Here is a 13633-nt window from a genome sequence, read left to right on the forward strand (position 1 = left end):
TACCTTTTTTCGTTCGATATTTAACCGCTGATAGTAATTACTGCGTATTACAGTAAAAAAACTTCACGATTTAGCGAAATTAGCTTAAATCCATCAGTTAATTGATGAATTTTTTTGCTACAATTGGGGGGCAAGTAATGTGAGTGAGTTCAACAACAGCTAATACAGAATTCTGTTTCCTCTTAGTGAGGTTGATCTTGGTCAGTATATTGTTTTTTTATATGCGTTATCATAACCAGCGGCTTCATGCTCGAGCTGGCCCTAATTAATCAACTATTAAAATGGGTTTATTCGAGCATGGGACTGTGAATAACCTTGTTTTAATCAAGGCTTTTAATTATGATCGCGTCTATTTTAAAATTTCTAAAAATTAACCTGCTGTAACTGATGTTCTCAATATGGCAAGTGTTGGGAATCATAGTGGAGATAAGTGGATGAGCAATGCGCCTGTAGACAATGGCCGACGTCGCTTTTTAACCATAGCTACCTCTGTTGTTGGTGGTGTTGGTGCGGCTGGGGCTGCTGTTCCTTTTATTGCGTCTTGGAATCCAAGTGAGCGAGCTAAATCTGCGGGTGCGCCTGTAGAAGTAGATATCAGCAAGCTTGAGCCAGGACAATTAATACGTGTTGAGTGGCGAGGAAAACCTGTTTGGGTTATTAATCGTACACCAAGAATGCTTGAACAGATGAAAGAACATGAAGGTCAACTTCGTGATCCTGCATCTGAAGAGCCTCAACAACCTGAATCATCAACAAACGAATACCGTTCTCAACGTCCTGAGATCTTCGTTGCTGTTGGTATTTGTACGCACTTAGGTTGTTCTCCTAGCTTCCTACAAGGTGGCTTTGGTGAAAAAGTAGAGGGCACAGACGACGGTTTCTTCTGTCCGTGTCACGGTTCTAAATTTGATATGGCGGGTCGTGTATTCCAATCTGTACCTGCACCATTAAATCTAGAAATCCCTCCGTATACCTTCCTTGATGACACGACTATTTTAGTCGGTGAAGAAAAAGGAGTGGCGTAATGTTTGGTAAAATTATTGGTTGGATCGACGATCGTATTCCAATGACACGTGTTTGGAACATGCACATTGCACAGTATCCAGCACCAAAAAACTTTAACTTCTGGTACTTCTTTGGCTCTCTAGCCATGTTAGTACTTGTTAACCAAATCGTAACTGGTATCTGGTTAACAATGAACTTCGTACCGTCTGCTGAAGGTGCTTTCGCATCGGTAGAATACATCATGCGTGATGTTGAATACGGTTGGTTACTACGTTACCTTCACTCAACAGGTGCATCAGCGTTCTTTATCGTTGTATATCTGCACATGTTCCGTGGCATGATCTACGGTTCTTACCAAAAACCACGTGAACTACTGTGGTTATTCGGTATGTTCATCTTCTTAGCGCTTATGGCTGAAGCTTTCATGGGTTACTTATTGCCTTGGGGACAAATGTCTTTCTGGGGTGCACAGGTAATCATTTCACTATTCGGTGCGATTCCGGTAATTGGTGATGACTTAACGCTTTGGATCCGTGGTGACTACGTAATTTCAGGTGCAACGCTTAACCGCTTCTTTGCACTACACGTAATTGCACTACCTTTAGTTATCGTTATCTTAGTATTCTTACACATTGTTGCACTACACGAAGTGGGTTCAAACAACCCAGACGGTGTTGAAATCAAACGTAAGAAAGGCACTGTAGCTGAAGAAGACAAGCCTAAATTTAAATTCCACGAGTATTACACCAACAAGAAAGACATTGTTGATGCAATCCCGTTCCACCCTTACTACACAGTGAAAGATATTGTGGGTGTGGTTGGTTTCTTAATATTATTCTGTTGGGTTGTATTCTTTATGCCTGCGATGAATGGTTTCTTCTTAGAAGCGCCAAACTTCGAAGCAGCTAACCCACTGAAAACACCTGAGCACATTTTCCCTGTTTGGTACTTCACGCCATTCTATGCGATTCTGCGCGCTATCCCAGATAAACTAATCGGTGTTATCGCGATGGGTGCATCTATCGTAGTGCTTGCGTTACTACCTTGGATTGACCGTGGTTCGGTTCGTTCTATTCGTTATCGTTGTGGCTTACACAAGTTAAACATTGCTCAATTCGTGGTAACGTTCGTTATCTTAGGTTGGGTTGGTGCAACTCCACAAACTGATTTCAAAACGCTGTTATCACAAATCACGACTGTGACATACTTCATGTTCTTCGTATTGTTATTTGTTTACAGTAAGAATGAGAAAACTAAGCCATTACCAACGAGGTTGACGAAATGATGAAAAAGCTAATTATCGGTTTATTCGCATTGTTGCCATCGTTGACAATGGCAGCGGGTCCTTCGGTTCCTTTAATGGATGCCAACATTGACCTTAAAGACAATGCGTCTTTACAGCGCGGTGCTAAATTGTTCATGAACTACTGTCTTGGTTGTCACCAAATGCAGTATCAACGTTATGAGCGTACGTTCCGCGACATCGGTATTCCTACTGAGATTGGTCAAGAGCAACTGATTTTTGATGGCTCAAAAGTAGGTAGCCACATCAAAAACGCGATTGATAAAGATGACGCAGCTAAATGGTTTGGCGCAGCGCCACCAGATCTTACGCTTGTAGCGCGAGTTCGTGGTACTGACTGGATCTACACTTACCTGAAGTCATTCTACAAAGATGAATCTCGTCCGTTTGGCGTAAACAACGTTGTTTTCCCATCGGTAGGTATGCCGCACGTTCTTCAAGAACTACAAGGCTTACCAACACCAATCACTGAAGAAGTGGAAGAACACGGTCACACTGTGACTAAAGTTGTTGGCACTGAAACAGATGGTTCAGGTGAAATGAGTGTTGACGAGTATGACCAAGCTGCTCGTGATTTAACTAACTTCTTAGCTTACGTTGGCGAGCCGTCACGTTTAGAGTCAGAAGCGTTAGGTCTTAAGGTAATTGGTTTCTTAGTGATTCTATTTATCTTGGCATTCATGCTGAAGAAAGAATACTGGAGAGATGTTCACTAATTCTGGACGTTTTGAAAGGTAATTTTGTGATAGGGGCTTAAGCCCCTATTGCTGTTTTTGTAATATAATGGAGGTAGGCATGGCCGTAGCTGCCAATAAGCGCCCTGTAATGACCCTGTTTTCTGGTGCTAACTGTATGTATAGCCACCAAGTACGTATTGTACTTGCTGAAAAAGGTGTAAGTGTTGACATTCACCTGGCTGAAAAGGATAACCTGCCAGAGGCACTTCATGAAATTAACCCTTACGGTACAGTACCAACACTGATCGATCGTGAGCTTGGTTTATATCAGGCAAACATCATCATGGAATACCTTGATGAACGTTTTCCTCATCCTCCACTAATGCCAGTATATCCGGTTATGCGTGGCCGTAGTCGTCTGATGATGCACCGTATTGATACGGATTGGTATAGTCTAGCGAATAAGATCACTAGCGGTAGCAGCGAAGCAGCACAAGCACGCAAAGAGCTTACTGAAGCGTTACTTGCAATCGCACCTATCTTCTCTGAAGCTCCTTACTTTATGAGCGAAGAGTTCAGCTTAGTTGATTGTTACTTAGCGCCGTTATTATGGCGTTTACCTGAGCTTGGCATTGAACTTAATGGTGCTGGTGCTAAAGAGCTTAAAGAATACATGTTGCGTTTATTTGAGCGTGAATCATTCCAAGCTTCATTAACTGAAGCAGAGCGTGAGATCCGTTTATAATGACGCCTAATCGTCCTTATTTACTACGCGCTTTCTTTGATTGGATTGTTGATAATCAATGTACACCACACTTAGTGGTGAATGCTGATTTTCCTGCTGTACAAGTACCAACACAGTTTGTTCAAGACGGCCAGATCGTTTTAAACATCAGCCCATCAGCGGTCACGCAATTTGCTATGGACAACCAGCAACTGAGCTTTAATGCTCGGTTTGGTGGTCAACCTATGCAAGTGTATGTACCTATGGGTGCTGTGCTCGCAATTTATGCACGTGAGAATGGTGAAGGGACTGTATTTACTGCAGAAGAATTCATCGAGGACGAAGACGATTTTGCTCCGGTATTAGAAAGTGTAGACACGCCTGACGATGTAACGCCAGATGATGAACCACCAACTAAACCAGAGAAGAAAAAAGGTGCTCACTTACGAGTGATCAAATAGCCTTATTAAAATCGAAAAACCCGCTTATAAAGCGGGTTTTTTATTATCAACTTACAGTTCGTATTATAGATATTCAAACACTTTAATTACACGCTCAACACCTGATACGTTTCGTGCTACATCAACCGCCAAGTTGGCTTCTGTATCACTCACTAAGCCCATTAAGAAAACCTCTCCATTCTCTGTTATGACTTTAATGTTGTTACTGCTGATATTCTCAGTGGTGAGTAATTGGGTTTTCACTTTTGAGGTTAACCATGAATCGTGTGTTTGTGTGCTCATGCCAATATTAGAGCTGATGCGAATTTGGTTATGAATTTTACGAATACCATCAACGCCTTCAATTGCACGTTGTGCTTGCTCTTTCATTTCTTGGTTAGGCACTTGACCAATCATTAATACAATACCGTTAACGCTAATAACGTTCACGTTAGCAAATTTGTGTAAACGTTCAATTTCACTGATAGCGATTGAACTTTTAATTTCGATGTTGTTATCGTCAATTTGTGAGCCAATTGTACGACGATCATTTGCTGCTGTGACTGCGCCTGCAGTGCCTGCAACAACTGCTGCAGCACACCCTTGTAGTAATAATACGGTACTAATTACAAGTAGAGACTGTTTTAACATTAATTTTCTTCCTGTGGGAATAAGGTTAAATCAATAAGCTCACTTAAACAGTGTAAGTTCACTAAATGTGATTCAACAATACGACTAGGGCGCTTTGATGGCACGCGAATTTCAACATCATTGGGGCCCAATAATCCAACTAATTCACCGCCGTCATCACCGACTAATACTATGACTTTCATATCGCGAGTAAGTGCCGCCTCAACCGCAGAAATAATGTGTTTTTCATTGCCATTAATCGCGATAGCTAAAAGCAGGTCACCTTGCTGGGCAAACGCACGAATTTGCCTTGCAAAGGTTTCGTGCTCATCTGTTTGGTTTGTCGAGCCTAAATTAACCTGCTCTTGCGCGAGCGCAACAGCTGGTAGGCATGGACGCTCAGTTTCATAAAAGTTAATTAATAGCCCAGCCATATGTTGAGCCAGCATGTGGCAGCTTGGCGTGCCGCAACAAAGCAATTTATTACCATTAATTAGACTTTGCGCAATGGTAAATGCGGCTGATTCGAGGGCGCTTGGCAGTACTTCACCTGCGGCAATTTGAACTTGAATATTTTCGGTAAAGATCTTTTTTATTGTTTCTTGCATAACCTACCAATTAAGCTGACGCCATAAGCGTTAGTAAACATTTTTAAACCAGTTAATTGCACTGTTAGTCTCGCCGGTAATGGCTAGATAATCTAATCGCATAGCCTGGTTTGATATTTTTTTCTCTGCAAGATAATGGGCAATTGTTCGCCTTAATCGTTGCTGCTTTTGTTTGCTGAGTGCAACGTTAGCACCCCCTCGAAGGGTGTTTTTTCTAAATTTCACTTCAACAAACACTAAAGTTTGTCCATCACGCATAATGAGATCAAGCTCACCATACTTACACAGATAGTTACGCTCAATAGCAACTAATCCATGCTGTATTAAATACTGTTCGGCCTGCTTTTCATAATACAGGCCTTTTTCGCGGCTATTTTGCCACAATTGCTTAAACCACGACATAGCTTCATCCTTGAGCATGCGTTAATTTAATCAGCTGAGTTATACCTCGATGCTGATTGCATAAATAAAGGAATAGGTTGCTCTGTTGGTAAATCAACAGCGATTATTTGCTTATTTTTGTATTGAGCCCAGTCTAGGCTGCGGGTTACATAGCCATTACTGGCAATGCTAAGGTCGCCGCTGATTCCTGTAAAGCGTTTGCCTTGCACCATACTAAGTTGTTTTACTTCACCCAGCATACTGGTTGCATCGAACGCCATAGCAAAAAGGCGTTGGTTGATGTCAGCATGTTCAGGCCACAAGCTATCATATTGTTGACGCAAGTTATGTTGTTGAATTTGACCTTCGAGCATCCAAGGAAGCTCAGTAAAATAAAGGCCATCTAAATCGCCTTTATCGGTTCTATCAATTTGTTTACTGTGACTTTTTGAGCTGGCGTAAAGCGGAATGCGGTCAGCAAAAGTACTTACGTTAACGTCTAAATAGGGTTTAATTAAACGTGTTTCGGTGGCATCACCTAAAATATAAATTACATCTATATCGCTACGAGAACGGGTTTCACTTTCAACTTCTTGCTTAAATAATGATTTAACAACATTAATACGCTCTTTACTTTGGTCTACCTCAAGCAAGCCGGTAATTGTTTTAGGCATATCTGATTTATCAGAGTAAAAGCCAATTTGCGGTTTTACTTCGCTGTAACGCTGCCATTGAGTGTTAAAGTATTCAACCAAGCGCTGACCATTATTATTATTAGGTGCAAGTAACATGGGCTTTTGGTAGCCCGCAGTTAAAAAGCGTTCTAAAGCTTGTTGAACTTCATGTTCAGGGTTAAGAGCAAAGAAAAAGTGCTGCTGTGAGATCCGTTCGCCATCAAAGCTGTTTAAGTGCATCACCGGGTAATCAACCAGCGTTTGTGCCGTATTCAATTTTTCAATATTACTTTTAAGCAATGGGCCAATAACAAAGTCAGCTTTAAACTCGCTTAACTTAAGTGCTATCTCTTCTGCCGGTAATGATTCATCAATAAATAGGGTTTCTGTTATTGCTCTGTTATCAAGTGCCGCAAGCACGCCTGCTTTTAAGGCGTCGCCCAAACGTTCATTGGCACCCGATTGCGGAATAAGTACCACTAAACGATTTACTTCTAATGGTTCGATTTGTACAAGCTCAGTGACCTTTTTTGGCAAAACTTCTGCCGCAGGGTGGCCAGGGTAACGGCGTAACCAGTTATTCATTGCTTGATGAAGTTCTACCGGTGCACCTAAATAAACTTGATGATAAAGCGCTAAGTTAACCCAGCCTTGTTGTACAACAGAACCTCGGTTAAAGCGCTCAAGAGCATAGGATGAAAGCTGAGTAAGGCTTTGCCACAAATCTTTATTTAAATTAGCGACAGTAAAATTGTTTTCACTGCTTAATGTTGATGCTGCAAAGTAAAATGGCATAGCTAGTTTAGGCATACCTTGAGAAGCATATACCCGTGCTGTTAAGTATTTGTGCCATGCTTGATGCTCAGGCTGCGTTAACTGAGGCTCAAGCTGTTGTAGTTGTGCTAGCGCTAAGTCGCTCTTACCTTGTTGCTCTAGGGCAAGGGCGATATAAAGTTTGTTTTGAATTTGATCGACACTTGGCGTGCTTTCAAGTTCAAGGCAGATCTTTTCTAGCAGTTCCCAGCGCTCTTCGTTAATTGCAGCATCGCGAGCAGTATAAAGAAGTTGGATTTTATCGGCACCTTGGCGGAGCAGTGCCGTTTGATACATTGATTGTGCGTCGGTTAGTTGTGATAGTCCAAGCTCAGCTTGGCCTGACTGATTTTCTGCAGTATTTAGTTGTTTTTCGGTTGTGCTACAAGCCGATAACCCCGACAATACAATTAATAGACTAACAAGTTTAAGTCGCACAATGATTTCCCAATACGTTAACGCGATTTGCTTATATTACTGACTGACGCAGGAGACCTCAATGTTAAATGAGGACAATTCAGATAAAATCGGCACTCTTTACATTGTTGCCACGCCTATTGGTAACTTTGATGACATCAGCCAGCGTGCCATCCAAACCCTATCTGAGGTTGACTTAATAGCCGCTGAAGATACTCGTCACACAGGAAAGTTGTTAAGCCACTTTAATATCAAAGCAAAAACCTTTGCTTTACATGACCACAACGAGAAACAAAAAGCACAACAAATTGTCGACTGGCTAGAGCAAGGAATGAACATTGCGCTGGTATCTGATGCCGGCACGCCACTGATTAGCGATCCAGGTTATGCGGTGGTCAATTTATGCCGTGAACAAGGCGCGCATGTTACGCCAGTGCCGGGAGCGTGTGCTGCAATTACCGCTGTATGTTGTTCTGGTTTACCGACAGATCGTTTTCAGTTTATTGGTTTTACACCTGCAAAGAGTAAAGCAAGGCAGACCTTTTTTATCGAAGCGGTAAACTCAGGTATTACTAGCATCATGTATGAAAGTACCCACCGTATTATGGCGAGCCTTGATGATTTAGAAGCAGCGCTCGGTGCAGAGCAGCCAGTAGTGTTTGCTAAAGAACTGACCAAAACCTTCGAAACCTTTTTCAATGGCACGGTTGCCGAGTTAAAACAGTTTTTAACGGATGATCCAACTAAGCAACGCGGTGAAATCGTATTGATGTTACCGGGTAAAGCAAAGCAAAGTGACGACATTCCAGAAGATGCGCGCCGCATGCTCGGTTTACTCGAAGCCGAAATGCCACTGAAAAAAGCCTGTGGTGTTGTGGCTGAGTATTTTGGTTTGAAGAAAAACGCACTTTATAAAGCAATTATTGACGAAAAAGACTAATTCTTTACTGCATAGACGTGCGCGCTCAGGTATACTGCCCGCCGAGTCAGCCGAGATAATCGCTGCCTGCAACGAAAATGCGCAGGGGGAGGAAAGTCCGGGCTCCACAGGGCAGGGTGCCAGCTAACGGCTGGGGGGCGCGAGCCTACGACAAGTGCAGCAGAGAGGAGACCGCCAACTTCGGTTGGTAAGGGTGAAAGGGTGCGGTAAGAGCGCACCGGGCCACTGGTAACAGTTGGTTGCAAGGTAAACTCCACCCGGAGCAAGACCAAATAGGGTTCCTTATGGCGTGGCCCACGTTGGAACCGGGTAGGTTGCTTGAGCCATAGAGCGATTTATGGCCTAGACGAATGATTATCCACGACAGAACCCGGCTTACTGGCTGACTCACCAAATTAAAGAAAGCCCACAGTGAAAACTGTGGGCTTTTTGTTTTCTAAAAGAAAATCCACTCCGCGCATACAAAACAGCGGCTTATTGGCTGACTCATCAAATAACAAAAGAGCCTCGGTATTTACCGAGGCTTTTTGCTTTCTAAACCTTTACGTAATTAAGAAAAACCACTTCGCGCATACAAAACAGCGGCTTATTGGCTGACTCACCAAGTCATATTAAAGCCCGTAGTGAATGCTACGGGCTTTTTGCTTTTTAGAGCAGAGTTTTTAGCTGATTGCTATTGTGGCCTAACCATTATGCTAAATAGTGAAATTTATCATTATTGTTAAACCACCACATTCACCATTTTTAAACTGAGTTTTACCTTTGAGTACTGAGACACGCTCGACGATCCCTAATACACCAAACCCGCCTTTAGAATTTGAGTTTTTATGTTCAGGCAGGCCTATGCCGTTATCACAAATAATTATCTCAAGTTCATTTTCTTGGTAAGTAATATCGATTGAAAACTCAGTGGCTAGAGAGTGTTTAACAGCATTGGTTGATGCCTCTTGGCAAATGCGAAAGATGGCGATTTTAAAATCATCATTTAAGCTATCTATCGGTCCACTTATTTTGCATTGATAAGCTATTCCAGCTTCATTTAGGTGCTCAGAGAATAACTCGCTTTTTAATGCTGCTTCTAAACCTAATTCGTCTAATAGACGAGGTCTCAGCCAGTGCATTAACCTGTATACCGAGTCATACATATGGCTTGAAACGTTTTGGAGTCTTGTAATTGTCGATGCTAACTCGTTATGGTTGGCTGTTTTCTTTTCTAATATTGCAATATTTGTTTTTAAAGCTGTCAGGTTTTGACCTATATCATCATGTAATTCTTGTGAAAGCTGGCTTCGCTCAGATTCTTGAACATTAACAACTTTAGTTGCTAAGTTTTGAGTTAACGTACTAAGTTCAATTAATTCTTTATTTTGCTCTAATAATGCGGATTTAGACTTATTTAATTCAGTAACAAATGCACTGAGCAAAAGAGCCAGAACGCTGTAACTTATTATGTAAAGTTGCGTAGTCAGGAGTAACTCGGTTTCATTCACACCATAGACGTTAATGAGTAAGGATATAACAGTTACACTTGCATAGCTCAGAGCCCCTAAGGCCCCGTATCGATAGCTAAACCATATCAACGGAAATATAGCGAGCATTCGCAAGAGGTAGAGTGATTTAGGTTCAAACAGGTAAACCCCAATGAAAACAGTGAGGCAAAAACACAGCTGCACTAAAAGCGTACTAACCTCTTTAATTATGAGTTTATTTAATTGCTGGTAAATTGTTTTAGCATGAAACGCGAAAAGCAACATGATAAGTGTCGTTATGATACCGCCAAGTTGATGGGCTAACATCATTTCAAAACGATCTTCATCAGCAATAAGCCGGTACTTATTTTGGCTATCACTCGGTAAGATAATGAGCATTGATCGTATAAAGCGATATGAAATTGCAATAAATAATACTGTAACAGCACTTTTAACAGTTTGAATATCTAATCGAACTTTGAAAAGCTTTGCCAGCAGAAGAGGAGTAAGAATCAAAAACTCTCGGCATGCAGAGCTAACAAGTCTATAGGGGATATCATCAAGAGGAACATCATAAAAATACCAAACATAACTGATTTGTCCTAATGTAAAACCTACAGCTAATGCAGGCCAATAACGTAAAGGAAAAAACAGATAACAAACTACTCTGAAGCCAACCGGAAAGTACCAACTAACAAAGTCCTCGTACACTACATAGTTAAAAGAAAGCAAATATAGGCTGTTTTCGATAACTGGTGCTATTAAAACTATTAAGCACGAAAACAGTACAAACTTTACTATGTCACTGCGCTGTGTGCTCTTCAACTTGAGGGCTAGCGGAACAAAGTAACTTTTGTTGAAAACTCTATCCATGAGTAAGCATAACCTTTTTATAATATGTAAACTTGCGTCGTATCAAACTGTTGTTTGGCGCTAGGGTTACACAAAGTATAACGTTGTGTAACTTGAATTTCAGCTTTATTTCCAATAAGTTGTAATAAATGCCCTTTTGCAATATCTGACATATTACGCTTATGCTTTACAATTACTTCACGACCTAAAGCTCCTTGCAAGCGTGGTTTCGGGAAAGCTGTTTTGGTTACCGGCTTGATATGCTCGCACTGAGTAAAATAATCTAAACATTGCTGTTTTGCTTTATTGATGGTCTCATCGTTGCTTTTGATTATGTCTACATTTTTAATGAAATGAACAAACGCGGCATTTCGTGAAGTAAAGTTAGCCGTAACATTAGCTAAGGCTTTTGATTCTGGCCATTTACGCATGACTACATATTTATTTTTACCTGTTTTGACTAGGTTAGTAGACCCTTTTGTCATTTTACTTGTCCACTCAATACGATAATTTGACTCACCAATGTAATGTAGTAATACGGTGATGTTGTGAAAGTGGCTTGTTTCCCCTGCGATCTTTTTCATGGCTATTTCCTTGTCATTTTGGGTAAGCTTACAAGGAGATAAACAATAAAATTATTTCCACTTTTCTTAGGCTTATAAGAATTTTTCTTACCTGAGTGCGTTTTTACCGCGTTATAATGGGGATTAATCAATACATGGAGTTGTTATGAAATTTGCACTTATTGACGATCATCAAATGGTAAGAGAGGGTTTTAGGGCTCTCATCGAAGAGGAAGATCCTGATTGGCAAGTTAGCTTTGAAGCAAGTAGCTACAATGAGTGTCTACAAAACTTAGGTGATATTGATATAGATTGCTGCGTCATTGATATTTCGCTGCCAGATAGAAATGGGTTAGAAGTAGCTGAGTTAATAGGCGAGAAGCTACCAGGTGCTAGGCGTATAATTTTGAGTATGTACGAGGAAAAATCTTACATTCAAAGAGCGTTAGACATAGGTGTTGATGCTTATCTATCGAAACGAGATGCAGCTGAAGAGTTAATAACAGCAATACATTCTATCTTTAAAAACCAACTATTTTTAAGCCCTTCAATTAACACGCATTTCTTAAAACCCCAAAAAACTGACAGTGTATTAAACAAATTAACGCCAAGAGAATTAGAAGTTTTTAAGCTACTTGCACAGGGTTTTAATGCGAAACAAGTTTCACAACTGATTGATATAATGCCTAAAACGGCTCATGTTCATCGTGCAAGCATTATGAGTAAACTGAACTTAACTTCGCAAATTCAAATTACTAAACTAGCTCTTGAAAAAGGGGTAATTCTTATTGATGAAATAGGCTAGTTTTAAGACGCTATTAAATCTCAAAAACCATACTGTTTTTAACTAGTTAGTCATATATACCAGGCTTAAACTCATTCCAAAGCGATGGAGCAATGACACATTAGCCTTACAGTTGAGCTCGAAGGACTGTCATATCAGTGCATAGAGCTGCACTTGCCAGAGTCTCCTAAATAGAAATTTTGTTGCTGATAAATACGTAAATAGCTTTACATATTTAGAAGATCACGCCTTTAAAAAAGAGAACATAGATAAGTACCCAATGATCGTTCAAACCGAGCTTGAAGCACGTGGTGCTCACTTTATTGCAAATAGCCCTATGCTGCCTTTTGTATCGCGTGACGGCAATTTGATCACCGCGCAAAACCCAACCTCAGTGGCGAAAGCGGCGGAAGCGCTTTTAATTACCATCGGTATCACCCCCGTTGCTCGTGAAGCGTTTAAAGATGAAGCGACCATGGAGTTAATCGCAATGGCGCGTAGCATGGGGGTGTCGCAATTAGATATCGCGATGAGTAAAAACCCCGCTCGCTACGACACCATGTATTTAGCACTGTATGGATTATATGGATATAAGTTGGCACAAACGGCTCAAGATAAAGCACTTGAACTACAGTTAATGGAAAAGATTGCCGAGTATTTTAAACATCCACAGTATGCAACTCACATGATCAGTACCTATCTAGAAATAGGGAATAAGCAGCAAGCAAAACGACACTTTAACATTGCTAAACAACAGTTTACTGACTTTGAGTTACCTGTAAGTTTAGCCGATAAGTTAGACTGATAGCACAAAGACTCAAAGTTATGAGTATAAAAATCGAGTAAATAATATAAAACTTCTCGAATGAACGAAGCCAAAATCAGTCTACGGCTAGGTTGAGTAGAGCTCTCTTAAACCTGCTTGAGTATTCAAAAGAGCGTTATTAATGTTAAGAATAGGCTTAAAGGCCTATTCTGCCTTACATACGGCTACGATAGTCGAGCTGGCAAACACAAACATACTGGCAAAAATCCTTTTGTATTCAGTATTCTTTATGAGAAATATGACTATTTAAGTAGAGCAAACTCTGATTTCTATCCCACTATTGCGTTTAAAAACAGCATAATCTATCACCCACTGAATTAAGTTAATGCTTTGTTACATATTTTCGATTTTGTACTAAGCTTAATCTCACAACTTAATTTAGTATTTTATTCTTAATATGATGGCAATTTATTAGTGGCTGCACAGTTCTTATTACTGTAGGTGCATGCTGCAACAGTGTTTAAGTCTGTAAAAAACTACCTAATGCCCACCTGTGAAGTGTTGGTTCTGTCTGAAGATTATTGACT

Annotated in this window: 14 protein-coding genes and 1 other RNA gene; 9 read left to right on the plus strand and 6 right to left on the minus strand. The window is 40.7% G+C overall.

Going from position 1 to position 13633, the window contains the following annotated elements:
• The first annotated feature begins 434 nt into the window (after positions 1 to 434).
• The 5 genes from petA (at position 435) to E5N72_RS04725 (ending at position 4170) form a co-directional block, all read left to right on the plus strand.
• Positions 435 to 1025: a ubiquinol-cytochrome c reductase iron-sulfur subunit gene (gene petA / locus E5N72_RS04705; RefSeq protein WP_054554178.1), complete on the plus strand. Its 591-nt coding sequence runs from the start codon at positions 435 to 437 to the stop codon at positions 1023 to 1025.
• Positions 1025 to 2290: a cytochrome b N-terminal domain-containing protein gene (locus tag E5N72_RS04710; RefSeq protein ID WP_135923447.1), complete on the plus strand. Its 1266-nt coding sequence runs from the start codon at positions 1025 to 1027 to the stop codon at positions 2288 to 2290. Before petA ends, E5N72_RS04710 begins: the two co-directional genes overlap by 1 nt.
• Positions 2287 to 3024 carry a cytochrome c1 gene (locus E5N72_RS04715; RefSeq protein ID WP_135923448.1) on the plus strand — a complete coding sequence of 246 codons (738 nt, stop codon included), beginning with the start codon at positions 2287 to 2289 and terminating at the stop codon, positions 3022 to 3024. Before E5N72_RS04710 ends, E5N72_RS04715 begins: the two co-directional genes overlap by 4 nt.
• 79 nt (positions 3025 to 3103) lie before the next feature.
• On the plus strand, positions 3104 to 3730 hold the full coding sequence (sspA, locus tag E5N72_RS04720) for a stringent starvation protein SspA (protein ID WP_054554181.1): 627 nt from the start codon (positions 3104 to 3106) through the stop codon (positions 3728 to 3730).
• Positions 3730 to 4170 carry a ClpXP protease specificity-enhancing factor gene (locus E5N72_RS04725; protein ID WP_135923449.1) on the plus strand — a complete coding sequence of 147 codons (441 nt, stop codon included), beginning with the start codon at positions 3730 to 3732 and terminating at the stop codon, positions 4168 to 4170. Before sspA ends, E5N72_RS04725 begins: the two co-directional genes overlap by 1 nt.
• A 63-nt stretch (positions 4171 to 4233) precedes the next feature.
• Here the strand turns inward: E5N72_RS04725 and dolP are convergent, their stop codons facing one another.
• The 4 genes from dolP to E5N72_RS04745 are packed head-to-tail and all read right to left on the minus strand — an operon-like array spanning position 4234 to position 7693.
• Positions 4234 to 4800 (minus strand): division/outer membrane stress-associated lipid-binding lipoprotein, encoded by a 567-nt coding sequence (gene dolP, locus E5N72_RS04730; protein WP_135923450.1) that lies wholly within the window; start codon positions 4798 to 4800, stop codon positions 4234 to 4236.
• Positions 4800 to 5387: an SIS domain-containing protein gene (locus tag E5N72_RS04735; RefSeq protein WP_135923451.1), complete on the minus strand. Its 588-nt coding sequence runs from the start codon at positions 5385 to 5387 to the stop codon at positions 4800 to 4802. The genes dolP and E5N72_RS04735 overlap by 1 nt, the downstream gene beginning before the upstream one ends.
• Before the next feature lie 30 nt (positions 5388 to 5417).
• On the minus strand, positions 5418 to 5789 hold the full coding sequence (locus E5N72_RS04740; RefSeq protein WP_135923452.1) for a YraN family protein: 372 nt from the start codon (positions 5787 to 5789) through the stop codon (positions 5418 to 5420).
• A gap of 26 nt (positions 5790 to 5815) precedes the next feature.
• Positions 5816 to 7693, minus strand: a complete 1878-nt coding sequence (locus E5N72_RS04745) for a penicillin-binding protein activator (protein WP_135923453.1) — start codon at positions 7691 to 7693, stop codon at positions 5816 to 5818.
• A 61-nt stretch (positions 7694 to 7754) separates the two neighbouring features.
• Here E5N72_RS04745 and rsmI point away from each other — a divergent pair, with 61 nt between their 5' ends.
• Positions 7755 to 8612, plus strand: coding sequence for a 16S rRNA (cytidine(1402)-2'-O)-methyltransferase (gene rsmI, locus E5N72_RS04750; RefSeq protein ID WP_135923454.1), 858 nt, complete (start codon positions 7755 to 7757; stop codon positions 8610 to 8612).
• A gap of 42 nt (positions 8613 to 8654) precedes the next feature.
• Positions 8655 to 9006, plus strand: an RNA gene (rnpB, locus tag E5N72_RS04755) — RNase P RNA component class A.
• A 301-nt stretch (positions 9007 to 9307) separates the two neighbouring features.
• Here the strand turns inward: rnpB and E5N72_RS04760 are convergent.
• Positions 9308 to 10954, minus strand: a complete 1647-nt coding sequence (locus E5N72_RS04760) for an MASE1 domain-containing protein (protein WP_135923455.1) — start codon at positions 10952 to 10954, stop codon at positions 9308 to 9310.
• Positions 10955 to 10971: 17 nt separating this feature from the next.
• The gene (locus E5N72_RS04765) at positions 10972 to 11517 is read right to left on the minus strand and encodes a hypothetical protein (RefSeq protein WP_135923456.1); all 546 of its coding nucleotides are present in this window, start codon (positions 11515 to 11517) and stop codon (positions 10972 to 10974) included.
• A 145-nt stretch (positions 11518 to 11662) separates the two neighbouring features.
• Here E5N72_RS04765 and E5N72_RS04770 point away from each other — a divergent pair, with 145 nt between their 5' ends.
• A complete protein-coding gene (locus E5N72_RS04770) occupies positions 11663 to 12301 on the plus strand; it encodes a response regulator transcription factor (protein ID WP_135923457.1) in 639 nt (212 codons plus the stop codon).
• 259 nt (positions 12302 to 12560) lie between these two features.
• Positions 12561 to 13085, plus strand: a complete 525-nt coding sequence (locus E5N72_RS04775; RefSeq protein WP_135923458.1) for a hypothetical protein — start codon at positions 12561 to 12563, stop codon at positions 13083 to 13085.
• The last annotated feature ends 548 nt before the right edge of the window (positions 13086 to 13633 follow it).

This window comes from Pseudoalteromonas sp. MEBiC 03607 (assembly GCF_004792295.1).
GTDB classification, from domain to species: Bacteria; Pseudomonadota; Gammaproteobacteria; order Enterobacterales; family Alteromonadaceae; genus Pseudoalteromonas; species Pseudoalteromonas lipolytica_C.